We start from the raw sequence: 24886 nt of genomic DNA on the forward strand, positions 1-24886 counted from the left end.
CCTAGACTTTTATTCGAAGAAATTACCGAAGAAGCCCTTCAGCCAGGATTGCTTCTTCTCTTTTGGCTCGGCCTTTGGTTCTGCCGTTTCCGGCGTTGGCTGTTTAGAGACCGGCTTGGCGGCGGCGCGACGCGGTGTTTCAGCGGTCGGCTGCTTTGTTTCCGGGCGGCTGAGACTCGGCGTTGGCAGCACGCTGGACACAAGAATATCGATGTCGGTTAACTGCGCCGCATAATTGATCAAGCCAAGCGCCTGGGTAAAGGCCGGATGGCGCAGCCCCATTTCTTTTGGAATGTAGCGCTTCACGGCCCGGCCGAAAATGTCCTGAGCCAGCTCAACGATACCCGGAATGGCGGTCGTGCCGCCGGTGATCACAATGCCACCTGGCAGATCCAGCGCATTGGCCTGTTGCAGGGCTTGATGCAGGCGCTTGAAGATCTGGGCCAACCGCGCTTCGATGATCTCGCTCAAATATTTTTCGGAGATCATCACCGGTTCGGTCTTGCCGACCACAGCCACTGGGAAAGTCTCATCCTCCGTGGTGGCCAAGCTGTCTGCGTTGCCGTAATCCCGTTTGAGCTTTTCCGCGTCCTTGAAGCCGGTATTGAGCACCACGGAAATATCCTTGGTGACAAACTCGCCACCTTCTTGATCGACGTCGGTGAACTTCAGCTTGTGATCGTGAATGACAGCCGCCGTGGTCTGGCCGCCGCCAACATCAATCAACACAGTACCGAAGTCCTGCTCCCCATCGCTCAAGGCGACTTGCGCGGTGGCCAGCGGACTGGCGACGACGCAGGTCACCGTGAGACCAGCTTTTTCGATTGCTTTTTTAGTATTATGTAGCACAGTTTTTGGCACGGTGAAAAGAATGCCGCGCATCTCGAGGCGCACCCCGATCATGCCGCGCGGATCCTTGATATCATCAAAGCCATCGACGATAAATTCGGTCGGGCTCAGCGATAAGCTCTCGCGCTCTGGTGGCAGGTTCCGCACCAAGGCCGCGGCGGCGACACTTTTCACATCTTGATCCGTGATCTCTTTGCTGGCATCACCCACTGCGATCATCCCGGAAACCGGTTCGATCTTCAGCATGTTGGCAGGAATGCCGGCGATCACACGCTCGATCTTGACGCTGGCTTTTTCTTCCGCCTGGGCGATCGCCGCTTTGATCGCGACCGTCGCTTTGTCGATATCGACGATCACGCCGCGCGACAATCCTTCTGAGCGCTGACTCCCCACACCAATAATATTCATTTGACCTTGAACGTACTCGGCAACAATGACTTTTATTGAGGTGGTCCCGATATCAAGTCCAACGTATATGTCCTGATTCCCCATGGAAACGGAACCTCCTTGTCTCAGATGTATTACTTCATTTTTAATATGAAAGGCTAGTTTGATTTTACCACAGTTGTTTCACAGTGCGTACCCGGCGCGGCGGCTTTCCCACTTTATTTACTATTTTGTTTCGCGTTTTTATATGGGGTGAAGAAAGCGCCTACTTCTAGGTCAACCGTACCGGTGGTTTTGACCTGCGCAATGATGCTGGGATAGTACTTGATTCGCTTCGCAACCGTGCGCGAATCGGCGACCACCGTGTTGCCATCCGTCATGGTCAGCGTGATCTGGTACGGGTTCGCCGCCCCGCGCGTGGCCTTCACTTCGGACACGGCATGGCGCACCGCCGCCGGAAACGCGGCGATCTTGGCCGCAATCGATTTCAACTCGCTGGCCTTGAAGTCCGTGAACACTGGGTAATTATTGGTCGGCGTGTCCGTCCCAGCCGCAACAACTTTGCCACTTTCCAGCAAGACATGGTACTTGCCTTTGGTCAAAAGATAACCAACTGGCTGATACTCTTTCACATGAATCGTCACTTGGTTGAAATTGGCCACTGACAGCCGGACCGTTTTGATCTGCGGCAATCTCTGTTTGAGCCGACTCGTTGCATCGGTGCGCCCTGCCATGAGCGCCACGATCAGGTCATCGGCGCTTAGGTGTGAGTCGTCGATGATCGTTTGGGCCGGCACGGTGATCTCTCCTTGAACGGAAAGCTGACCGACTTTTGCCAGCGGCGACATCAGATAGCCAAACAAGGCCAGCAAAAGCACCAGCGGGGTCAACAACAAAATCAAGTTTCGTGCCCGGTGATGCTTTCGAATCTCAGTGACTTGTGGCAGGTCAAGACGCGGGGCCTGCTTTGGCTTGGCTTTGGCCTTTGCCTGCCGTGCCTGATAGGCCTCCCAAGGCGTCAGCGGATCCTGCGGTGCTTCTTCTTTTTTTTGCTTGAACAACCCCATCGGATTCGCCTCCTTTGCCAGCGGGTGCCTAGTTAGACTATTGCTATTTGATCACATCTTCGAGAACGGCGATCAGACGGTCCGTGGCATCTGGCACACCGAGTTTGGCGGCTGCCTTAGCCATTGCGTTGAGTCGGCCGTCATCGGCCAGCAAGGCGGTGATCGTTTGGGTGAACTTCGCCGGCAATTCCGGTTCTGTCAAGAGCACCGCCGCCCCGGCGTCCGCCATGCTTTGGGCGTTGACCGTTTGATGGTCATGCGTGACATTGGGGCTGGGAATCAGCACCGAGGGAATGCCCAGCGCGGTCAGCTCCGCCAAACTGGTGGCCCCGCTGCGCGACACAACCAAGGCGACATCCGGTAAGATCGCCGGCATGTCATCGATGTAGGGCGCAATCTTAAAATTGGCCGGCAGCGTGCCGACTTCTGCCATCACGGCATCGTAATGGGCGCGTCCGGTGACAAACAGCGTCTGAAAATCACTGTCGCCAAACGCCTCAACACTCGCCAAGGCCGCCCGGTTGATTGCCGGTGCCCCGCGGGAGCCACCAAAGATCAGCAGTGTCCGGCGCTTCGGATCCAGCTCAAATTCGGCCAGCCGATCATTTGGCTGCAGACCCGCCACCTGCTGGGCACGCGGATTGCCGACCATCACCACTTTTTTTGCAGGAAAGGCGGCGGCCACTTCAGGAAATGCGATGCCGACCTTGTCCACAAAGTGACTCAAAAATTTGTTGGTGAGGCCGGCCACCGAATTGGATTCATGAACGACCGTGGGAATATGCATCTGCGTCGCCGCAAACAACACCCCGCCTGCGACATAGCCGCCGGTACCGACCACGACATCAGGCCTGAAATCCGCCAGCACCTTTTTGGCCTTGCCGACGCTGCTTAAAAACATCTGAATCGTTTTGAAGTTTGATAACGACAGGCTCCGCTTAAAACCCTGCAGCTCGATCGCCTGAAACGGAATGCCCGCGTCTGGCACGATGCGACTTTCAAGGCCGCGATGCGTGCCAACGTACAAAACCGCGTCGAGCTTGCCTTCTTTTTTCAGCTGATCGATCAGCGCAAGCGCCGGGTAAATATGGCCGCCGGTGCCGCCGCCGGAAACAACAAGTCGCATGGTCATGCCTCGCTTTCTGCCAATTGCTGGACCGCGTCGATGAAGACGTCGCCGCGCACCTCAAAGGTTGGGAACTGATCCCAGCTCGCGTTGGCCGGGGAAAGCAGCACAATGTCCCCTGGCTGGCTGGCTTGATAGGCCAGCGGCACCGCCGTTTTCAGGTCAGTGGTCTGCGTGAATGGCACGCCCGCCGCCTTCGCGACTTCATTCATCTGTGCCGCGGTCTCACCGAATGTGACCAGCGCGCGGACATGTTTTTTCACCAAAGGCACCAAGTCGGTCATCGGCAAATGGCGATCGAGGCCGCCGCAAAGCAGCACGATCGGGTCGTGGAAGGCTTGAATGGCGACGCTGGCCGCTTCGACATTCGTGGCCTTGCTGTCGTTGTAAAACTTGCGGCCATTGACCGTCTGCACGTATTGGATGCGGTGCTTAACGCCTGTGAAGCGCTGAAGGACTGCGACGATCGCCTCATCGCTGACGCCTTCGAGCTTCGCCACCGCGATCGCGGCCAGCGCATTTTCGATGTTGTGCACGCCCGGGATCTGCATGGCGTCGGCCTTCATGATCTTGTCGCCGGCATAGCTCAAATAGCCATCCTCAGTCAGGACCGCCTGCGCCCCGGCCGCGCCTTGGCGGGAAAATGGGACGATGGTCGCCTTGCTACGTTTGGCCAACTCGTGCATTTCGGGCAGGTCCCAGTTCATGACAAAATAGTCGTCCGCCGTTTGATTCATCGTCAGACGCATCTTCGCGTTGACGTAATTTTCACGATTGCCATGCCAGTCCAGATGAGCCTCATAGATGTTGGTCAGTACCGCGATATGTGGGTGCAGGGTCTGGATCCCGCACAATTGAAAACTGGACAGCTCCGCCACGATCGTATCGTCCGCGCCAGCTTTTTGCGCCACCGCGGTTGCCGGGATGCCGATATTCCCTGCATCATAGGCGGTGCCGCGACGATCTTTATCTTCGTTGAGCATCAGGCCGATCAGTGTGGTGGTCGTCGTTTTCCCATTTGAGCCAGTAATGCCGATCCATTCACTGTTTGAGACTTGATACGCAAGCTCCGGTTCCGTGATGATTGGAATGTTGAGCTCCTGTGCGCGTTTCACCATCGGATTGGAATAAGGAATGCCAGGATTTTTGACCATCAGCTCAAAGTTCTCATCGAGCAGGGCCACTGGATGGCTGCCGGTGATCACTTTGATGCCGTCTGCCAAGAGTTCCTGAGCGTCCTTGTTGTTATCGAATTCCTTCTTGTCATTGACGGTGACCAGCGCCCCCAGTTTGTAGAGCAAACGGGCGGCGTTGACCCCACTTTTGGCCAGACCGAGCACAAGGACTTTTTTATTCTGATACGACGTGATGTCTAACATGGCGATGCTTCCTTCTTTTTATTTTACAAAAACAATAGGAGATACAGACCGGCTGCGAGCAAGCCGACCAGCCAGAACACGAGGTCGACTTGCCATTCGGACCAGCCGAGCATTTCAAAATGGTGATGAATCGGCGCCATCTTGAAAATGCGCCGATGGAACAATTTGAAGCTTGCCACTTGGAGCATGACGCTGGCCGTTTCGGCGGCGTAGACAAAGCCGATCAAAAGCAGCGACCAGGAGCGGTCTAGCAAGATCGCGATCGCCGCGAGCATGCCGCCCAACGCAAGCGAGCCGACATCGCCCATGAAGATCTGGGCAGGCTTGTGATTGTAAAGCATGAAACCGATCATCGCGCCAACCACGGTCAAGCACAGGACCAAGACATCGGTGCGCTGATCATGCGCGGCGATCACGGCATAGGCGCCGAAACTGATCATCGCCAGCCCGGCTACCAAGCCGTCGAGTCCATCGGTCAGATTGACCGCATTGGAAAAGCCGACCAGCCACACGATCGCAAAGACGACAAACAGCCAGGTCACATTGAGGTTACCCAGAAACGGAATGTAGAGACTATGCGCAAAGCCGTCGTGGAGATAGGCGATCACGAAGACCACGGCCCCAATCACTTGGCCCAACAATTTTTGCCAGGCGCGCAGCCCGAGATTGCGCTTCAGGGAGACGCTGATAAAATCATCCGCGAAGCCCAGCGCGCCATACAGCACCAGAATGAACAGGCTGACCCACATGGACAGGGTCAAGGCGTGTTGCCAGATGCCACAGCCGATCGCGGCGATGATAATGGCGCCGATAAAGACTAGGCCGCCCATCGTTGGGGTGCCGGTCTTTTTTTCATGCCAGCTCGGGCCCTCTTCACGAATGGTCTGGCCTTCTTTTTTCATCCGCATATAGCCGATGAACAGTGGCAAAACGATCACGGTCAGGGCGAACGCCGCCACCATCGGAATCAACATTTGTGCAAGCTGCATCTCTTTTTTCTCCCCAGACTATTGGTTCTTGAACGTCACGGTGACGGCATCGTCGGTCAGTAAACTACCTTTGGCCAGGCTTTGGTGCGCCGCGTACCCGTCGCCGCTCAAGTTGAATTTTTTGCCAGTCAATTGAGCCAATTTTAACACATCACTCTTGGACCAACCAGAAACATCCGGCATGGTCATGGCGCCGTTCGTCAGCAGAATCACGCGCGCCCCAGCCAAGGCCTGTGAGCCAGCTGCGGGCAATTGTTGCACGACCCGGTTGCCAGTCCCGACCAGTGCGACCTTCAGTTGTTGATCCGCAAGCACCTTTTGCGCCGCGGTCAGGCTATCGTTCGTGACCGCCTTGACGGACACTGTTTTCCCACTGGTAGTCGTGGTGCTGTTATCATCCAGCGCCAAGGCCCGAGTCATCATCGGCTTGAATATGCTGGCCAAAATAGTTTCGGCGGCCGCCGTCATTTTCTGCGGCTGCTTCATGGTGATGTAGAGTTCATACTTCGGATCGCTGGCAGGCGCTAGGCCCATCACGCTAAAAATATAATTGTTGGTCCCAGTCAGATACCCACCCTTAGGCGACGCGATCTGCGCGGTCCCTGTTTTGATGGCAAGGTCGACGCCAGGCATCTTGTATGCGCCGCCAGTCCCATAATCGGCGGTGACAACTTGGCGCATCAGGTCGATCACTTCGCTGGCGGTCTCGCTGCTAATGGGTTGCCCCAAAACGGTGCGATCATACGTCGTGGTCTTGCCCTGTGGACTGACGGTTTTCGACACGATGCGCGGCTGGATCATCGTGCCTTTATTGGCGATTGCCGTAACACCCTGCATCATCTGCAGCGCATTGACATCGATGCCTTGGCCAAACGAGGTGATCGCCTGTTCCAGCGGCGTCTTCACCGCGTAATTGCCAGCTGTTTCGCCTGGCAACGGAATGCCCGTCTTTTGGGCAAAGCCAAATTTTTGCAAATAAGTATTCCAGGTGGTGGCGCCCATTTCCTGCTCAATTTTGACCATCCCGACGTTACTGGACCGCGGAAAGGCCTGACTCAGCGGAATGTTGCCCCAGCCGCCAAGTTGCCAGTCGGAGATCTTGCTGCCCTGGACCGTCACCGAACCGGACTTATAGAGCTCGTTTGGGTGATAGGTGCCACTTTCGATTGCGGCAGCCATAGTAAAGATCTTCATGACTGAGCCGGGTTCGTAGCCGTCTTCAACGAGAATATCGCGCCACATGCTCGACAGCCCAGACCCCGTGCTTGGGTCAAACGTTGGTCGCTGCGAGGCAGCCAAAATGGCCCCAGTCTTCGCATTCATGAGAACGGCCGTCATGGTTTTGGGCTGATATTTGTTTTGAACACTGGTCATCAAGGTCTCAAGATAACTCTGCATGCCGGCATCGAGGGTCGTGGTGACGCTTCCCCCATCGACTGCCGCCTTAGCTTTGACCTTGGCTTGCGGCAATTCATAACCATAGGTGTCCGTTTGCGTGCGCCGCCAACCATTGGTGCCCTTCAGGATGTTGTTGAAGGACTTCTCCAGCCCCATCACCCCGGTGAGCTGTTTATTCGTATCACTGCTCGTGGCTTGGCCAAGGCCCACCACGTGACTGGCGAAAACACCATTCGGATAAAGCCGGGACGGCGAATCATAGAAGCCGATTCCCGGCAATTTTTCCTTTTCGATCTGTTGCTTGAGGGCCAAGGACAGATTCGCCCCAGCGGTCCCAAATTCGACTTGATCGAGGCCCGGTTGATCGAGCACTTTTAGAATCGCAGCCTTACTCATCGCCAAATATTTGGCCAGCACCGTCGCGGTCTTGTCCTTGTCGACGACATAATTTTTCTTATCGCCATCGACGTAAGTGTGATTGAGGGCCGCGTAGATCTTATAAGTACTGGCATCCTCGGCGATGATGGTGCCGTCGCTGGCGTAAATGGTCCCACGCTTCGCCTTGAGCGTTTGCGAGGTCGTGTATTGCTTGGCGCGTTCCTTGGCTAAGTTCGCGGAATCCACCTTGCCGCCTGTTGAGATATAAAAAAAACGAATGACAAACACCCCAAGTGCCAAAAGCGTGATGCCCAACAGCAGAATGCCAAATCTTCTGCGGTTGCGCTCAGGATGGCGGGTGCGTGTCAGTCGCTTCGTCTTGTTTTTTGTCATTTGTCAGTCACTCGCTTGATGTTGCCATTGATCACGGTCAAGCCGTGCGCTTTGGCGAAGTTGGCGAGCCGATCCGAGTTGGAAAGCTCCCCGACCGTCTGTTTATAATCATCGATCTGCTGGTTTTGACTGCTGATCTGAGACTGCAGATCCTGATAGGTGCGATTGGTGGCCGCTAACGAATTCTGCGTTCCGAGATACATCAGGCAAAACGCGACAACAGCGAGGCCGCAGAGCACAGTCAAAAGCCGTTCAAGCGGGGCGAACGCGATATGTTTTGGCGCAGGGGCAGCCGCCGGGGCCGGCGCCGCAGTGGGCGTTGGCGCCACAACTGGCGCTGTGCGCAGCGGCTCTGCTGCATCTAATTGTCTTGCTGTGTTATCGAGCATCACGTTCAACCCTTTTCTTACAATTTTTCGATCACTCGCAGTTTTGCGCTGTGCGCGCGGTGGTTGCGGGCAAGCTCTGCAGCGCTAGGCTCAATTGGCTTGCGCGTCACCAAGCGAAATGCCGGTTTGGCGTCATCTGGGATGACAGGTAGGCCGTGGGGAATATCCTGCACGGTCGTTTTTTCTTTGAACATCGTCTTGACCAGCCGATCTTCCAGTGACTGGAAGGTGATCACGCTGATGCGGCCGCCTTGATCAAGAAGGTCAAGGGCCTGGGTCAACGAGTCCTCCAGCGCCCCGAGCTCGTCGTTAACGGCGATGCGGACCGCCTGGAATACACGTTTGGCGGGATGGCCACCCGTGCGGCGCGCCTTGGCCGGAATACCAGCCTTGATCAGTTCCACCAATTCGAAGGTGGTCTCGATCGGCTTTTCCGCGCGTGCACGTTCGATCTGGCGGGCAATCGATTTGGCAAACTTTTCTTCGCCATAGCGATTGAAAATTCGCACCAGGTCGTTGAACGGCCAGTCGTTGATCACCACGCGGGCGGTCAGTGCTTGGCGCTGATCCATCCGCATGTCCAAGGGCGCGTCGAGGCGGTAGGAAAAACCGCGGGTGCTGTCATCAAATTGCGGTGACGAAACGCCGAGGTCATAAAGCACCCCATCGACCTTGGTGACCCCTTCTTCTGCCAGCCCACTTTGCAGCTCCCGAAAATTGCGGTGCAACAAATGCAAGTTAGCAGGAAATGGTTTCATGTCGGCCATGACCGCATCGATGGCGGCCTGGTCTTGGTCAAACGCGTACAGCTGGCCGGTGGTCAACTGATTGAGGATGCGGCGGGTGTGGCCCCCGCGTCCAAGTGTTGCATCTATGTATGTCCCACTTGCTGAGACATTGAGCATTTCGGTGGCTTCCTTTAGCATCACCGTTTCGTGTGTGAATTCAGCCATTGTTATAACCCAAAGTCCATTAGATTTTCGGAGATATCATCAAAGTTCTCTTCCGCTTTGTCGGCAAAATCCTGCCAACGCTCGGCGCTCCATACTTCGATTCGATTGGAGACCCCGACCAGCACACATTCCTTCTCGATACCGGCATGGCCGATCAAGCTTTTGGGAATATTGACACGGCCTTGGCGATCCAGTTCGCATTCAGTGGCGGCGGAATAAAGAAAACGGGTGAACGTCCGCGCGTCTTTTTTCGTCAACGGCAACGCGGCCAGCTTTTCTTGAAGCTTTTCCCACTCGCTGAGGGGGTAGCCGAACAAGCAGCCGTCCATGCCCCGGGTCAACACGAATGTTGGATTAAGCTCATCGCGAAATTTTGCCGGAATGATCAGGCGGCCTTTCGCGTCGAGACTATGATGGAACTCACCCATGAGCATGGACTTCACCCCCTTTTCGATGATAAGTTCAGTCTACCACAATCCCCCACTCTCCACCACCACATCTCAAAAAAATGGGTTGACTTTTCTGAACTCGCCATTAGGATCCCAACCGTAACAAAAAGACCCCTGAATCCACGCGGGATTCAGGGGTCGTTGTCAAGTGGTGCCAAGGTGGGGAGCTGTCCCTAGATTGTGAGGAGAATCGCACAGACCCACCAGATCGTGGCGGCCGCGGCGAGGAGCCGAGCCAACCACGCCCAATAGGTGGTGAAAAGTAGATCTCCATCGCGCACCAGCAGGAGGCATACCACCAAGAGCGCCACCAGGACGGCGCAAAACAGGACCACGAAGAGATAGTTCGGCGCCTTGCCAGCGGTGATCACGCCAATCGCGATCAGGTCCAGCAAAATGGCAAGAAAATAGAAGAAATTATGTGAATAGTGCGACCGTAGCACCAGGCCGCCCAGCACCACCAACATCACCAGTGGGACCGCGTAAGCAACAACCAGCATATTGAGACCTCCAAGAACAAGATACCGCACCAACTCGAATAAAACCACTCTCACCTTGAAGGCGGCGCGTGAAAAAGGTATCATGTGTCAGTAAACAAATTAAAGGTGGTGACTGGAGTGGCAGAGAAAACCAAGAAAAAAGAGCCACGCTCCAAGTTCTGGTATGTCACACATATCGCCGCTTGGGCCATGCTGATCGTGACCGTGCTCAGCGCGGTGATCTACGGCGTGATTCTAATTATGCAATACAACAGCTAAGTACAGGGCGCGTCTCCGTTGAGGGGACGCGCTTTTTTTGCGTCAATGGAGCCAATTTTTGCACAAAAAAACCCGGCTCCGCCGCTGCGCGGCGAAGCCGAGATCCTGGTCAACTTAATTATGAACACTGCCCAGCGACTGGGTCGTCTTCGGCAAGAAGAGCTGCTTGGCCATCACGATCAGCGCGCCGATCACAACGATCGCCAGCGCCGTGCTGACGACGAACGAGCCACCATTGACGATCAACGACCACATCCAAGCCCCAATGCCTTTTGGTGCGTAAGAGCCCCAGAAGATCACCCCCGCAACAAAGTGGGCGAAGTACTTCAGCCCTGCCCCAATAGCAATGGCCGCCAGTGCGTAGACAGTCGCGACAGTCTGCCGGCCATCGCGAAGTGCTTTTTGAAACGCAGGCATCATCAAGCCGGCAAAACCGACCACGGTAAAGGCAACTGGATATTCCAGCAAGCCCTGAGTCAGATTAAGCACCTCACCATCTGCGAGGCCCTTCAGAAACAGATCCAAAAGCCCCCACACAAGCCCAGCTGAAAGCCCTGGCCAGACGCCGCGCCGCAAAGCCAAGACCACCAGTGGCACGACGCCGTAACTGATCTGAATCGATGAGACGCCCAATTGATGTGGAATATACTCCAGCGCCATTGCCAGCGCGGCAATCACCGCGACTTCAACCAAAATCACAAGATCTTCCTTACGTTTGTCCATGCAAAAAACCTCCTTTGTGTCAATGAACCCGGGGCACAAAGAAGGTCGATCACTCGACGATCACAAATTCCTACGCTCGTATTAACGAACAGGTTCGAAGGGTCTGAGGTTTCCCTCACTCTCAGCCAATGGCTCCCCCTTTGTGACGGGTATCATATTTAATTTTCTTGTTGGACACGATATAGTTTAGCACGAACAAGCCAAAATGCAAGCGCGACCACTCGAGGGAAAGGGAGCGGCGCGAGGCGTTTAGGTCTGAGCAGCTAATAGGGGCTGGTGCCTGGGGCCGCATTTAGCCCCGAGTGCCGGACCCAGTTAGCTGCCTCAGAGATGCCTCAGACCTGCCCCGCGTAGCCCAACTGAAAAAGGGTGCGAAGCGGGGCGTCTAGGGGCGGGCAGCTAAGTCCATCAGACGTATGAGGCGTTCTTTGCCTCGTATGGCTGATGGCTTAGATGTCCCGCCCCTGCCCCGCGTAGCCCAACTAAGGTGCGTATGCCCGCGAGATGGTGAGGTAGCTCAGCATTTCGTGTCATGCAACCACAGCGCGCATTTCACCACGCCAAAAAACGTCAAAACCGGCGCCAGTCCTGGAGAACAGCCTCCATGGACCCGCGCTGGCGAATTTTTTCTTCCATTATAAAGGCACTACATGATTGGTGCCAACAGCCTGGACAATTCCTCGTCCAGTGTGGCGAGGCGGGACTTGCTTTCAGCCATTTGACGGGTGTAACGAATCGCGTGGTTCATATCTTCTTCAAACAGCGCGGCTGCTTCCTTGACCAGCGCTGGGTCATAAATAAAAGCAGCGATCTCAAAGTTCAACTTGAAGCTGCGACTGTCGAGGTTCGCGGTGCCTGTGGACAAGAACCGGTCATCAACCACGATCGTCTTGCTGTGCAAAAACCCCTCTTGATAAAGAAACGTCTTCGCCCCATTTTTAGCCATACGCGCCAGATAAAACTTCGTCGCTTTGGTCATCAGCGGGATGTTGCTGGAAGCGGGCACCATCACCCGCACATCCACCCCACTGCCGGCCGCAACCGCCAAGGCATCCAGCAAACTATCATCGGGCACAAAATACGGCGTCTCGATCCAGATTCGCTTCTTGGCTAGCGCAATCAAACGTAGATAGCCCAATTTGATGGCTTCCACATTTTGATCCGGCCCGCCAGAAACGATCTGCATCGTGGTGCGCCCAGTGTCGGGTGCATCTGGAAAATAGCTCTTTTGAAAATGGACCTTTTTGACTTTGGCCGTCGTGTTCCAGTCCATGAAGAACCGCGCCTGCAGGGTCGCCACAGCCTGCCCTGTGATGCGGAGCTGACTGTCGCGCTTGATTGCGAGGTGGCGCTTGGAGGCCCCGATATCAAAGCCGCCCATGTACCCAACACGGCCATCGATGATCGTCAGCTTGCGGTGATTGCGAAAATTGATACGCGGATTGACGCGACCAAACTTCGTCGCAATGAAGGGTTCGACCAACCCACCGGCATCACGAAGCGGCTGCCAGAACTTCGGCCGCAAGCGGTGTGAGCCAAAGGTATCGTAGACCAGCCGCACGCGCACCCCGGCCTTGGCCTTGGTCACCAGCAGGTCCCGCAGCGCGAGGCCGACTTGATCGGGTTGAATGGTATACGCTTCAAGATGAATGTGATCGGTAGCGCTGGCGATATCCGCAAACAACAGGCGGTCGAAGTCTTCGCGCTCGGTGACGAGCTGGACGTCATTCATCGTTGTGATGAGGGCGCCATCTGTTTTCAATAACGTGCGGACCAGCTCCGCCCCGCTACCCAAGTCTTGGCCCAGTGGCGCGTCCGTCTCGTCGATCGCATCCTGCTGGGCGGCGACCATTTGATCGATGCCGAGTCGCTGCTGGGTAGCCAGCGCATTCAACTTATTGGTCGAAAGCTTACGGCCAAACAGGTAATACAGCACGAAGCCGAGCACCGGCAACAGTAATAACACCAATAGCCAGGCCCAGATCGCCGCAATATCACGCGGCTGACGAAAGACCGTGACGATGGCGATCGCCGCGTTCAAAACAATGATAATGGTGATCACCGTGCCAACGACCATCTTGACGTCCCCTTTCAATGCGGCGGCCAGCCAGCGCTATTTTGCGTCGTTGCCGAACCACTTAGCCTTGAGCTTCGCCATGGTACCATTTTTCTCCAGTGTCTTGAACCCGGCATTGATCTTGTTCTTCAAGGTCACATCCGACTTCCGGAGCCCGACGGCAAAATTCTCATAGCCAAAGCCTTTGTCCTCATAGACCTGATAGGCCTTGGGGTCCTTTTGGTGGGCGATGTAATAACGCGCATACACTTCATCCATAAAGATGCCCTGAATCCGGCCGGCACTCAGGTCCAAGAATGCCTCATTAAAAGTATCATACAAAACAGGGGTCTGTTTATCAATGTACTGCTTTAAAAGTTTCGGGTTTTGATCAAGCGCAGACGCGCCGCTTGAGCCTGTTTGAACGCCGAGCGTCTTGCCGGTCATGCCCTTGAAGCCGTTGACGTTGTACTTGGTCATGGTCACCAGCACCTGGTGATTTTCCAGGTATGGCGCGGTGAATGCGACCTGTTTTTTACGCTCTGGTGTGACTGAATAGCCATTCCAGATGAGATCGATGGTCTGGTTGCGCAGTTCCGTTTCCTTCATCGACCAATCGATCGGCTGAAAGCTCACCTTCACGCCGTAAAGTTTGAAGACCGCACGAGCCAGATCGATGTCAAAACCGGCCAGCGCCCCACTTTTTTCACGGAACCCCATCGGCACAAAACTGTCATCAAGGCCAACGACCACCGTTTTCTCCTTTTCGATGCGCGGCCAGGAGTCACTGCTTTGTAGCCGGGCACAGCCGGTCACGGTCAAAAAGGCGGTGAAAAGAAAAATCAATGCAAGAATTTTTTTCTTCATTCGTCATCGCCGCCGATCTGTTGCACCTTGAAGGTCGTGTCCGCAACGCTTTCGGCGAAGTCCATATCATGCGTGACAACGACCTGGGTCATGCCGTTTTGCTGCACCGACTTGACCAGATTGGCCACGGATTGGCGGAGGTTTGGATCAAGCGCAGAGGTCGGCTCATCGTAAAGCAAGATCTGAGGATTGAGCGCCAGTGCACGAGCGATCGCCACGCGCTGTTTTTGGCCGCCGGACAGGGAAAATGGATAGGCGTTGGCTTGTTCCGGCAAGGCCAATTCATCGAGTAGTTGCATCGCGGCTTTATCCGCTTCGGCCTGGCTCTGGCCCTGCAAGACTGGCGCAAGCGTGATATTTTTCAGGACGGTCAGGTTCGGGAACAATTCGAAGCCTTGGAAAACAACCCCGATCACGCCGTCTTTGCGTAACTGCGCTGGGGTGGTCGGCTGACCGTTCCAGATGAACTCACCGCTGTCGGCTTCGGTCAGGCCGGCGATGATGCGAAGCAAGGTGGTTTTGCCAGCACCACTGGGGCCGACGATTGCCAATGTCTTTTGGTCATCAATGGTCAAGCTGATGTTGTCGAGGACTTTTTTGCCATTAAAGCTTTTGCTGATATTTTTGATCTCTAACATATTTTTGCCCCCAACTTATTTGTAATAGGAAAATGATTTTTCAACGCGACGCTGCAGGAAGGTCAAGACCAAGGTCATCACGAGGTACACGACCCCGACCAAGGCCAGCGGCACCAGTGTCACATCGCGCGCGGTCGCGACTTCCCCGGCGCGCAGAAGATCGCCCAGCCCGATCACATAGACCAAACTTGAATCCTTGACCAAGTTGATCACTTCGTTGCCCATTGACGGCAACACGATCTTCAGTACTTGGGGAATGACCACGTAACGCAGGCTCTGCCAGCGGGTCATGTTCAGCACGGTCGCCGCTTCGAATTGCCCCTCCTCAACAGCCCCAAAGCCGCCGCGATAGATCTCGGCGAAATACGCCGCATAGTTCAAAATGAAGGCGAACAAGGCGGCGTTGAACCGCGGAAAGACGATGCCGATCAGCGGCAGGCCGTAAAAGACGAAGATCAGCTGCAGCAGCAGTGGCGTGCCGCGAAACAGCCAAACGTAGCCTTCAAGCAACGCATGACCCAGCGTGCCAAAGATCGTTTTGGCCTTATGCATCAAGCCCACCGAAACGAGCATGCCGAGCGGAATTGCACCGATCAGCGTGAGAAAGAAGACACTCAAGGTCATTTGGACCCCAGATAATAATGCCGGTAAGATCTGCAATACATATGTCATAACGCTGCCTCCAATAGTTTTTTCATCATCTTGCGAGGACGCAAAACGCGCCCCCTCAGTTTTCACCGAGAGGACGCGTCTGCGTGGTACCACCTCACTTCGCGTAGCCGTCACCGACTGCGCCTCATGTGGTTGAAAAACGAGCGGCGAGGAGAAGCTCAGTCTTGAGGGCCCTGCTTCGCACCCTGGAACAAAAAAAGTCGCCCTCCTGCAGCTACTGCTACAAGAGGGCGACTTGAATGCCGCGGTTCCACCTCTCACTTGCGCAGATGTCACCACCAACGCCTCGTGTCGTTTTTCAACCACGGCGATAACGAGCCCAACCGGCAAGGCCTACTAAATTTCAGCCGAGCACTCGTGGATGTGAGTTATGCGCGAGATCATCCGGCTCGCACCATTCCGGATTCGCTTGCATCGTCGCCACATAACATTTCCACTCAACGTTTTTAAAGATTGATTAGAATACTAGTCGCTCAAATGAGACTTGTCAACCCTGTCTGTGAAATAAACGCGACCAAAATCCTGGTTTCTTCTGTTCAAGGCTCAGCAGCGGGACACTTTCGCCCATCAAGCGGCGTGCAATATTGCGATACCCCTGACTTGCGAGGTCATCCGGATCCATTACGACCGTCTCTCCCTTGTTCGAGGTCGCGATGACGGAATCGTCGTCCACAATGATGCCAAGAAGATCGATCCCCAGATGTTTCGTGATTTCATCCACATCCATCGACCGCCCATCTGCCATCATGTGTTGGCGAATGCGGTTGATCACCAGGCGCGGTGCCGTGACCATATCGCGCTGTTCGAGCAAGCCCACAACGCGATCGGCATCCGAAACAGCCGAGATTCCCGGGGTTGTGACGACGATTGCGCCATCTGCCCCTTCGACCGCATTGCGGAAGCCTTGCTCGATGCCGGCTGGCGAATCCAAAATGATGTAGTCGAACTCGTCGCGCAACTGATCGACGATCGCCTTCACTTGCTCCGGCTCCAGCGCATCCTTTTCCGCGTTTTGGGCGGCCGGCAACATGTACAGACGGTCATCAAAGCGCTTGTCTTTGATCAGCGCCTGATGTAGTTTTGCGCGGCCGGTCGTCACATCCACAATGTCGTAAATGATGCGATTGGATAAGCCAAGGACCACATCCAAATTACGCAAGCCGATGTCCAGATCCATCAAGCAGACTTTTTTCCCCGCTAAGGCCAGGGCCGTGCCGATGTTCGCGCTGGTCGTCGTTTTGCCGACGCCGCCCTTCCCTGATGTCACTACAAATGCCTGTGCCATTAAAAGTCCTCCAGTTTCCGGAATAATTTTGGCCGCAACTTCTCAAGGTCGGCAAGCTTGCCATGCGAGAGGATATGTAGGTCATTAATGTAGCTGAGGGTGTTCACGTCGTAATCATTTTTCTCAATGATCTCGACGGTGTCGGCGATGCGAATCTGACCGGCGGACTTGATGTTGCCCGTGATCACCGCATCCTGGTCGCCATTTGAACCGGCGATCAAGAGCCCTGCCACGTCGCCCATGACGAAAATACTGCCGGACGCCTTAAGTGTCGCTCCGGTGTGCAGGCTACCGACGAACAGCACATCCCCCTGCATCTCGATGACCTGGCCGGAGCGTAGAATGCCGCCGACCAAGTGAATGGTGTGGGCCAACAATTGCGATTTCAACGGGGCAATGGCCGCCACATTGGCATGCACCGAACGCACCGCAAACCGCGGAAATTGGGCGAAGACCTGCTGAATCTCACTTTGCTGCGCCTCATTGAGCTGGCGGTCGCCGGTCTCAAGCATGAAATCGACGTTGCCCTCTGGCGTATCCGCCGCAAGTTTTGTCAACAGCGTCGTCAGCGCCACACAGATCTCCGCAATGCCCGCGCCGTCAGCCAGCTGCAGTTCAAATCCCGCCTTGCGTCCCTTTAATGTCACCGCATCCAAGGTGCCACCCCCATTATTGTTAATGCATACTCTCTTTTAAGTTTAGCAATATTCGGCGCAAAGGCAAATAGCTGATGAAAAACAGTCCCGCGTTCATCAGCAGACTGGGACCAAGATGCCGCGCAAGCAGGTAGACCATGTTGCTGGTGCCGTAGCCTAAAAATAAATTGATCACATAATTGGCCAATGAGTACACCGTCAACGTGATCACCGTGATGAAAAAGATCATCAGAAATTTGCGTGGAATCGCCGGGCGCGCCTGCACCACGCAATAGATCAACAGCGGCCAAAGCAGCGCGTTGACCCCGAGTAAGCCAGTATAAAAACTATCATAGATCAGCCCGGTGACGGCCGCGATCGGCACGGTGTATTTTTCGACCGGCAGCAACAACGCCAACTCGATCAGGGTGATCAAAGTGAGTTGTGGCACCGCGGTGAATCCGGGCCGCATGAACCACTGGCCGAACGTCTGACTGAGCACCCCGTCAAGAAGCAGCACCACAAACAGGAGCAGCGCGACCCTGCCATGGCCGGTAAACACTTTATCCTGCTGCATGTCACTCCCCCTCAATGGTGCGATCGATCACCGTCACCACGGACAGGTCGTTCAAGTCGGCCGCCGGTTTCAAATAGACGGAATTGGCGAGGCCGTAATCATCCTTTTTGACTGAGGCGACGGTGCCGATCAAAAGACCCTTCGGCGTGGCCCCACCCAGGCCGCTGGTGATCACCTGCTGACCTTTTTTGATGTCCTTATCCGTGTTGATTTGGCCCATGATCAACATCCCCGACTGCTCATCGTAGCCGGTGATGATGCCATTGACCAAGTCGCTGCCGGTCGAGATCTGCGCCGCAAAACGGTTGGCCGATTTGTTATCCGTGGACAGCATTTCGACCTTAGCGTTGGTCTTGTTGACCTCGATCACTTGGCCGACCACCCCGGAGCCTGACATCACCGGCATGTTCTTTTCGATGCCCGCGCCACTGCCCTTGTTGATCACGACGATATTGCGCCAGTCATCCGGCGACCGCAGCATGACACTGGCGGTGATCTCCGTGTAATCCGTCAAGGTCCCGGTCAGCTTCAGCTGTGCCTTGAGCGCCTTGTTTTCACGAGTCAAGGTCTGGTTGCGGACTTTGGTCTGGGCCAGGTCTTCCAGTTGACCCTTGAGCTTGCGGTTCTCCTGATAAGTCGACATCAGATCATCGACATCATCGAGGCCGTTTTTGATCCAATTCGCCGGCGCCTCAATAATGCGCGCGCCAATGCCCACTGCATCGTTGCCAATCTGTTGAATGAACGGCGGCGTGCTTTTGTTATTGCGCACCCCGACCGAGGTGAAGATCAGCCCCAGGCTCACCAGCAGCGCGACCATCAGCACGATCAATTTTTTATTTGAGAAAAACTTCTGCATGCGAGCCTCCTGCCACGTGCGCGATCACAGACAAAAGAAGGCCGGCCAAAACGTCAGGTTTTGTCGCCGGCCCACAATTTTGTTGATCAGTGTTTCTTCAAAACATCGATATTTTTTAATGACTCGCCCGTTCCGATCGCCACGCAATCCAGTGGATCTTGGGCGATGAAAACTGGCACCTTAGTCGCATCAGAGATGACCTCGGCCAGGTGCTTGAGGAGCGCCCCACCGCCAGTCAACACGATGCCGTGATCGATCACGTCGGCCGCGATCTCAGGGGACGTTTCTTCCAGCGTCTCCTTGACGGCATCGATGATCGCCGCGACGATCTCCTGCATGGCCGTCGCGATGTCGATGGCGGAAATGTCGATCGTCTTTGGCAACCCAGACAACAGGTCACGACCGCGAATCGACATGCCATCGATCTCCTTTGCCTTTTCAAGCGAAGCGGAGCCGATCTGCATCTTGATGTCCTCAGCGGTGCGTTCGCCGATCAACAGGTTGAAGTTCTGGCGAATATAAGTGATGATCGCCTCGTCGATCTTGTCGCCGGCCATCCGAATCGAACGGCTAGAAACAATCCCGCCCAGCGAGATCGTGGCAACATCGGTGGTGCCACCGCCGATATCAACGACCATCGAGCCGGTCGGGTCCATGACTGGAAGCCCTGCGCCGATCGCGGCGGAGTATGGTTCCTCAATGACAAACGCATCCTTGGCGCCAGCCACTTTGGCGGCATCGATCACGGCACGTTTTTCCACTTCAGTCACACCACTTGGCACGCATACCATCACTTGCGGGTGGGCATTCTTGTTGCCAAGGGCCTTGGACATGAAGTATTTGAGCATCGCGGCGGTAGTGTCATAATCCGCGATGACCCCGTCTTTCATGGGCCGGATCGCGGTGATGTTCGCCGGGGTGCGGCCGATCATGGCGCGGGCCTCTTCGCCCACCGCAATGATCTCTTCCGTCTGGGTATTTTTAGCAACGACAGAAGGCTCATTCAAGACGATGCCTTTTCCGTCGACGTAGACGAGTGTGTTCGCCGTACCGAGGTCGATCCCGATATTTTTCGATCCTAATCCAAACAAGACGTTCTCTCCTTCAAAAAGCTTCGTTTTAACGGTCTTTTGCATTATAGCATATTTGAACGCAAGGCCGCACCGCTGACCGCCATTCTCGATGCTTTCAGGGGATTATTTGAAAAATCTTAAGAACGCCGCGACTGTTGCGCAAAAGAATAGAAATCATCCGCCCCGACGATCACGTGATCCAGCAAGTCGATTCCGATCATCGCCCCCGCCGTAGTGAAGCGGTCTGTCACGTCGCGGTCATTCTCGCTGGGTTGTGAATCGCCACTGGGATGGTTGTGGACCAGAATCAATTTGCTGGCCTTGGCCACCAGCGCGGCGCGAAAGATCACCCGCGGATCGGCAAAGGCGGCATCCAGCCCGCCCCGCGCGATCTCCAGTTCCTGGATGACCTTGTTCTTCACATCCAGCAGCAAAATCAAGATCACTTCCTGGCCGACGCCGCGAAAACGCCGAATCATCGTCTCGCCCAGGGTCTGACTAGACATGATCTGGCCGAAGCGAAAATACTGCCGGCGCTGGACCCGGGTCCCGAACTCGCTGGCAGCCGCGAGCAGCGTCGCCTTGGACAGGCCGATGCCCGGCACGCGCACCAGTTCTGTGGCCCCGACCTGATCGAACCCGGCGAAATTCGGAAAGCGTGCGAGCAGGTCGGCGATGGTTTCGCTCAACGGCACGGCCTTGCTACCGGCACCAAGGAGCACCGCCAGCAGTTCCTCGTCGCTGAGCACCCCTGGGCCGTGGGCAAGTAATTTTTCCCGCGGGCGAAGCGGCTGGGTGGAGACGATCTCAAGTTGTGGCATGGTCATTCCTCCTATCAACAATGGATAAAAGAAATTACGCAAGATCACACAGCCAATCCCCCGCCTCGGCTAAATTTTTGACGCGTGCTGTGGCACCGGGCGCCGGCGCATCCAGATCAACCACCTGAAGCGCGCGCAACCCAGCCGCTCGGGCGGCCTGCACGCCGATCACAGTATCCTCAACGGCGACGGTGGCCGCGGCTGGCGCAGCACCGGGCGCAGCCACCGCCCGCAGATAAAGCGCGGGGTCTGGTTTTTCCGGCGCGCCATCTCGCGTGTGGATCGCGGCGAAATAATCGCGCAACCCCGCCGCGGTCAGCATCGTCTGAGTATACGCAGCATCCGAGCTGGTCACCAGCACCAGCCGCAGCCCGTGCGTCTGAAGTCGCTGAAGCAACGCGGCGGCCCCAGGACGGGCGATCGGTACACCGGCTTGCACCCACTGCATGACCAGCGCCACGGACCGTTCGGCAAAGGCTGGCACCTTCGCAGCCCCCACCAACGCCGTCATTTTCGCAAGGCCATCCGCGCCGGCGGTTCCGACCAGTGGAAGAAAATCCCTGGGTGCACGGGGCACGCCCAGCTCTGTTGCGGCTTGTGCGTTGGCCTTTAAAAACAGGCGTTCTGAGTCGATCAAGGTCCCATCCATGTCGAACATCACCTGGCTGATCATGCCTGTTCCCCACTGCCAAGGCCGCCAAGCAATTCCTGACGCACCGCTGAGACCAAATAAAGGGAGCCCGTGATCACGACCGGTTCATCCCCATACTCGCTGAGATGCGCGGCCAGCGCCTCCTGCCAGCTGGCAAACTCGCGCGTCCCCTCAAGCGGTGGGTAATCAGCGAGCGTCGCAGCGCGTGGATTGTCGGGCACGGGCACTAACCAAAGCCGGTGATGCGTGCCCGCAAGATCCGCCACAATCGTCGCCACAGCTTTGTCTTTCAAAATACCGGCAATCAGCGTCATCGGCTGGTGGCCGAACACCCGATCAAGGGTCTCAACCAGCCCATGAATGCCTTGGGGATTATGCGCCCCATCGAGCACGATCAGCGGGTCATCTGAAATTTTTTCCATTCGGCCCGGCCAGTGGACCTTGGCCAGTCCCTGGCGAATGTCGGCGGCGGTCAGCGGCCACTGGATGCGGTCGGCGAACCATTTTGCCGAGCGAATCGCCACCGCGGCGTTGCTCAGTTGATACGTGCCCAGCAGCGGCAATGTCAAGCCGTCCAGTCGCCCGTCCGGATCAAGATAAGTGAACCGTTGCCCCCAACCGCTGAGCGTGGCATGCGTGGTGGAAAATTCATGGTCAAAACGCGCCCAATCACTGCCTGTAGCCTGCGTTTTTGCCGCGATCACCGCCTCTGCTTCAGGCGGCAAGGCCCCGGTCACGACTGGCACGCCAGACTTGATGATGCCCGCTTTGTGGGTGGCCACCGAAGTCAACGTGTTCCCCAGCAATTTCTGATGGTCAAGGCCAACGCTGGTGATCACCGACACGGTCGGCGTGATCACGTTGGTCGAGTCGGTGTCCCCGCCGATGCCGACCTCGATCACGGCCGCATCCACCCCACGGCTGTCGAACCACCAAAAGGCCAAGGCGGTGATGAACTCAAATTCGGTCACGCCAAAATCCGGCTGGGCGTTCTGCAGCTGATGCAACGCGCCCGCCACCGTGTGATAGGCCGCCACCAACTCGGCGTCTGCGATCGGGTCATGGTCGATCATGAAGCGTTCGTTGAACCGCATGATGAACGGCGAGGTGTACAGCCCCACCGTCAGCCCGCTTTCCTCCAGAATCTGGGCGGCCATGGTCGCGACTGAGCCCTTGCCATTCGTGCCTGTGATGTGAATATACCGGCCGCGTTGCTGCGGATCGCCGAGCGCATGCAACAACGCCAAGATTCGCTCGTGCCCCCCTGTTTTCGCCAGCCGGGGAAACGCATGGATCGCCGCCACCACTTCTTCATATTCGCTCATGTTTTGCCTCCATTATCTTCAATGAAAAAAATACCACAGATCCGAAGACCTGTGGCAGGAAAAACCGTCTTAGTAGACGATCACGGGCGTCCCTAACGAAACGGCCGCATAAAGTTTTTTCATGAAGCTTGGCGGGTTGTTCACACAGCCGTGCGAGCCGTGCTCTTTGTACCAGTCGCCACCGTATTTTGGCTGCCATGGACTGTCATGCAGGCCGACGCCGGTGTAATCGATCGGCATCCAGTAGTCGACCGGACTGGCATATTTCGTCCCATCATCATTGGTCCCGCGCAACGTTGCATTACGCTGTTTGGACCAGACGAACCAGACCCCGGTCGGCGTCGCCTGTTTTGGCTTGCCCGAGACAATGTCCGATTGTAGGACCAACTTACCATCCTTGTAGTAGTACTCGTGCTGATTTTTCAGATCGACTTCGACATACGTGTTGCCGATTGCACTGCCATCCGCGTGATAGCCAGAGCCCTGGGTCGCGACGTCAAGGGTAAAGTCCTTGGCCGCCTTGACCGCCGCAATCAGATTCGCGGTCTGCGTATTCTGGGCGATGGACCAGCCATAAGTGCCATTGGCCAACGTGACTGTGCCGCGCTTGGTCGACTTGAATGTCCAAGTCTTGCCATAGGTGCCGTATTGCGTCGCTAAAGTCGCGACATAAGCGGCCACTTTGTCCTGGGAGACATCGATCTGGCCATTTTGGTACGTGACCCAACTGCGAATCGTCGCCGTGGGAATCGTGACCGTTTGATTTTGAATCTTGATTGCACCTGTGATGTTTGTCAGATCGGTCAATTTTTTCAGTTCGCTGGTCAAGCTGGTCGAGGTACTGGTCACGGCCGGCTTTTCGTAGGCAACAGTGGCGGACACGGACTTTTTATCGTTCGCGATCGCCTTGCTGAAGGCCGCTGTCAGCTTCTCGGCATTGAGCTTGGTGCCCTGAACCTCTTTTTTGATGACGTACTGATCGTCTTTGGCAACGATCTCGGCATCCTGGGTCGTGGTGCGCGTCGCGTTGAGTTTTGTCGTCGCGTTTTTGACAAAATCACTGATCGTCGCGTCGTCGGCCTGAATCGCCGCCGCCCCGTCTGCATCCGAGCCAGCGAGCACGACCGCGGTGAGCCCCCAGGGGTTTTGCCGATCGAGCAGCTTGTTCAGCGTGCTGGTGAAATCCCGCTTGAGGCCAAGCTCGCTACCAGTAGCGCTGGCCAGCGTCTTGTTTTTTTCCGTGATGCGGTACGTGGTCTTGGCAAAATGCGTTGTCAGCGCCCTGTTCGCCTGCGCGACATTTTTACCTGCGATGTCGACCCCAAGCACTTTGGTCTCGGGCAAAAAGCGTTCCTGATAATGCAGGCTCCGCGCGGCATAGGCTCCTGCCAGCACAACGACCAGCGCTGCGGCGATGCCGATGAAAATATTTTTTTTCTTCACTGGAGGCTCCCTCCCCATCAGTTCAAAAACTGGTGTGATTGTTGGTCATTATACCACAGACCACGGACCGGTAACAGGTAACATGCGAAAAGACGTTCGCTGACGAAAAGAAAGTCAGTTGCCTCTTCACAGTCATTATAGCCCGCCCCCCCGAGACAAGGCAAGGAAGTGAAATGGCGGGTGCGGAGCCCAGCTGCAAGGGTGCGCAACCCGAGGGATACGAGCTTAAGCTTCCTGTTTGGTCAATCGGCCGTCCGTCATCTCAAAAACCTGATCGGCAAATGGCGTCAGGCGCACATCATGAGTCACAACGATCACCGCTTTTTGCCGCGAATGCGCGAGGTCGGCGAGCAATGCCCCCACTTCTTTGACGCGTGGGCTGTCCAGCGCCGCAGTCGGCTCATCCGCCAAGATGATCGCCGGATCCGGATAGAGGGCACGCGCGATCGCAACACGCTGCTGCTGGCCGCCAGATAATTCGGCTGGATACTTGCTGAGTAAATTCTCGATACCTAGTTGTGTCAACAGTTCTGTCAAGACTTCCCGACTCAGATTGCCCTTGGGATGCACGCGGTCCACCAACTTGAATTGATCCGCAACGGTCAAAAAAGGCAAGAGGTGATATTGCTGCAAGACAAACCCGATCGCGTCCAGTCGCAAGGCCTCACGGGCGTGCGGACAAAAAGTTGGACTTCAGGTATGATATTAAATGTACTCACTAAAAGAGAAGCAGAGGGCCGTCGAG

Annotated in this window: 25 protein-coding genes, 1 pseudogene and 1 riboswitch; of the genes and pseudogenes, 1 reads left to right on the top strand and 25 read right to left on the bottom strand. The window is 55.8% G+C overall.

From position 1 onward, the window contains the following. Positions 1-9: 9 nt before the first annotated feature. From ftsA to EKM95_RS02505, 10 genes are all read right to left on the bottom strand, one after another. Positions 10-1341, bottom strand: a complete 1332-nt coding sequence (gene ftsA, locus EKM95_RS02460) for a cell division protein FtsA (RefSeq protein WP_125696251.1) — start codon at positions 1339-1341, stop codon at positions 10-12. A gap of 113 nt (positions 1342-1454) precedes the next feature. Continuing rightward, positions 1455-2303, bottom strand: coding sequence for a cell division protein FtsQ/DivIB (locus EKM95_RS02465; protein ID WP_125696252.1), 849 nt, complete (start codon positions 2301-2303; stop codon positions 1455-1457). Between the two features lie 43 nt (positions 2304-2346). Then, entirely contained in the window at positions 2347-3429 is a 1083-nt protein-coding gene (murG, locus tag EKM95_RS02470; RefSeq protein ID WP_125696277.1) for an undecaprenyldiphospho-muramoylpentapeptide beta-N-acetylglucosaminyltransferase, read from the bottom strand. Between the two features lie 2 nt (positions 3430-3431). Then, entirely contained in the window at positions 3432-4808 is a 1377-nt protein-coding gene (gene murD, locus EKM95_RS02475; protein ID WP_125696253.1) for a UDP-N-acetylmuramoyl-L-alanine--D-glutamate ligase, read from the bottom strand. 23 nt (positions 4809-4831) lie between these two features. Next, positions 4832-5797: a phospho-N-acetylmuramoyl-pentapeptide-transferase gene (mraY, locus tag EKM95_RS02480; protein ID WP_125696254.1), complete on the bottom strand. Its 966-nt coding sequence runs from the start codon at positions 5795-5797 to the stop codon at positions 4832-4834. A gap of 18 nt (positions 5798-5815) precedes the next feature. After that, the gene (locus EKM95_RS02485; protein ID WP_125696255.1) at positions 5816-7966 is read right to left on the bottom strand and encodes a penicillin-binding protein; all 2151 of its coding nucleotides are present in this window, start codon (positions 7964-7966) and stop codon (positions 5816-5818) included. Further along, positions 7963-8355, bottom strand: a complete 393-nt coding sequence (locus EKM95_RS02490) for a cell division protein FtsL (protein ID WP_225423137.1) — start codon at positions 8353-8355, stop codon at positions 7963-7965. The genes EKM95_RS02485 and EKM95_RS02490 overlap by 4 nt, the downstream gene beginning before the upstream one ends. Positions 8356-8372: 17 nt before the next feature. Then, positions 8373-9308, bottom strand: coding sequence for a 16S rRNA (cytosine(1402)-N(4))-methyltransferase RsmH (rsmH, locus tag EKM95_RS02495; RefSeq protein ID WP_125696256.1), 936 nt, complete (start codon positions 9306-9308; stop codon positions 8373-8375). A gap of 2 nt (positions 9309-9310) precedes the next feature. Continuing rightward, positions 9311-9742, bottom strand: a complete 432-nt coding sequence (gene mraZ / locus EKM95_RS02500) for a division/cell wall cluster transcriptional repressor MraZ (RefSeq protein WP_125696257.1) — start codon at positions 9740-9742, stop codon at positions 9311-9313. Between the two features lie 188 nt (positions 9743-9930). Next, entirely contained in the window at positions 9931-10257 is a 327-nt protein-coding gene (locus EKM95_RS02505; RefSeq protein WP_125696258.1) for a hypothetical protein, read from the bottom strand. 117 nt (positions 10258-10374) lie between these two features. Between EKM95_RS02505 and EKM95_RS02510 the strand changes: the two genes are divergently transcribed. Further along, positions 10375-10515 carry a DUF4044 domain-containing protein gene (locus EKM95_RS02510; RefSeq protein ID WP_164510056.1) on the top strand — a complete coding sequence of 47 codons (141 nt, stop codon included), beginning with the start codon at positions 10375-10377 and terminating at the stop codon, positions 10513-10515. A 114-nt stretch (positions 10516-10629) separates the two neighbouring features. Here EKM95_RS02510 and thiT read toward each other — a convergent pair whose 3' ends face one another. The 15 genes and pseudogenes from thiT to EKM95_RS02585 all read right to left on the bottom strand — a co-directional run. Further along, positions 10630-11238 (bottom strand): energy-coupled thiamine transporter ThiT, encoded by a 609-nt coding sequence (thiT, locus tag EKM95_RS02515; protein ID WP_125696260.1) that lies wholly within the window; start codon positions 11236-11238, stop codon positions 10630-10632. Between the two features lie 50 nt (positions 11239-11288). Then, a riboswitch (TPP riboswitch) is annotated at positions 11289-11387 on the bottom strand. Positions 11388-11884: 497 nt separating this feature from the next. Continuing rightward, entirely contained in the window at positions 11885-13315 is a 1431-nt protein-coding gene (gene cls, locus EKM95_RS02520; protein WP_125696261.1) for a cardiolipin synthase, read from the bottom strand. Between the two features lie 36 nt (positions 13316-13351). Then, positions 13352-14161 carry an amino acid ABC transporter substrate-binding protein gene (locus EKM95_RS02525; RefSeq protein ID WP_125696262.1) on the bottom strand — a complete coding sequence of 270 codons (810 nt, stop codon included), beginning with the start codon at positions 14159-14161 and terminating at the stop codon, positions 13352-13354. Then, the gene (locus tag EKM95_RS02530; RefSeq protein ID WP_125696263.1) at positions 14158-14799 is read right to left on the bottom strand and encodes an amino acid ABC transporter ATP-binding protein; all 642 of its coding nucleotides are present in this window, start codon (positions 14797-14799) and stop codon (positions 14158-14160) included. Before EKM95_RS02530 ends, EKM95_RS02525 begins: the two co-directional genes overlap by 4 nt. 15 nt (positions 14800-14814) lie before the next feature. Beyond that, positions 14815-15471: an amino acid ABC transporter permease gene (locus EKM95_RS02535; protein WP_125696264.1), complete on the bottom strand. Its 657-nt coding sequence runs from the start codon at positions 15469-15471 to the stop codon at positions 14815-14817. A 487-nt stretch (positions 15472-15958) separates the two neighbouring features. Then, the gene (gene minD / locus EKM95_RS02540) at positions 15959-16756 is read right to left on the bottom strand and encodes a septum site-determining protein MinD (RefSeq protein WP_125696265.1); all 798 of its coding nucleotides are present in this window, start codon (positions 16754-16756) and stop codon (positions 15959-15961) included. Continuing rightward, a complete protein-coding gene (locus EKM95_RS02545) occupies positions 16756-17403 on the bottom strand; it encodes a septum site-determining protein MinC (protein WP_225423139.1) in 648 nt (215 codons plus the stop codon). Before EKM95_RS02545 ends, minD begins: the two co-directional genes overlap by 1 nt. A 28-nt stretch (positions 17404-17431) precedes the next feature. Then, positions 17432-17968, bottom strand: a complete 537-nt coding sequence (mreD, locus tag EKM95_RS02550) for a rod shape-determining protein MreD (RefSeq protein ID WP_125696267.1) — start codon at positions 17966-17968, stop codon at positions 17432-17434. A 1-nt stretch (position 17969) separates the two neighbouring features. Beyond that, positions 17970-18827, bottom strand: a complete 858-nt coding sequence (mreC, locus tag EKM95_RS02555; RefSeq protein WP_125696268.1) for a rod shape-determining protein MreC — start codon at positions 18825-18827, stop codon at positions 17970-17972. Positions 18828-18913: 86 nt separating this feature from the next. Beyond that, entirely contained in the window at positions 18914-19918 is a 1005-nt protein-coding gene (locus EKM95_RS02560) for a rod shape-determining protein (RefSeq protein ID WP_125696269.1), read from the bottom strand. A 119-nt stretch (positions 19919-20037) separates the two neighbouring features. Beyond that, positions 20038-20721, bottom strand: a complete 684-nt coding sequence (gene radC, locus EKM95_RS02565; RefSeq protein WP_164510057.1) for a RadC family protein — start codon at positions 20719-20721, stop codon at positions 20038-20040. Between the two features lie 34 nt (positions 20722-20755). Then, positions 20756-21394, bottom strand: a complete 639-nt coding sequence (locus EKM95_RS02570) for an HAD family hydrolase (RefSeq protein ID WP_125696271.1) — start codon at positions 21392-21394, stop codon at positions 20756-20758. Next, entirely contained in the window at positions 21391-22698 is a 1308-nt protein-coding gene (locus EKM95_RS02575) for a bifunctional folylpolyglutamate synthase/dihydrofolate synthase (RefSeq protein WP_125696272.1), read from the bottom strand. Before EKM95_RS02575 ends, EKM95_RS02570 begins: the two co-directional genes overlap by 4 nt. Positions 22699-22767: 69 nt before the next feature. After that, positions 22768-24141, bottom strand: coding sequence for a L,D-transpeptidase family protein (locus tag EKM95_RS02580; protein WP_225423141.1), 1374 nt, complete (start codon positions 24139-24141; stop codon positions 22768-22770). 225 nt (positions 24142-24366) lie between these two features. Then, positions 24367-24813, bottom strand: a pseudogene (locus tag EKM95_RS02585) (ABC transporter ATP-binding protein); the annotation flags it as partial. Positions 24814-24886: the final 73 nt, after the last annotated feature.

This window comes from Lacticaseibacillus yichunensis (genome assembly GCF_003946405.1).
Classification (GTDB): Bacteria; Bacillota; Bacilli; order Lactobacillales; family Lactobacillaceae; genus Lacticaseibacillus; species Lacticaseibacillus yichunensis.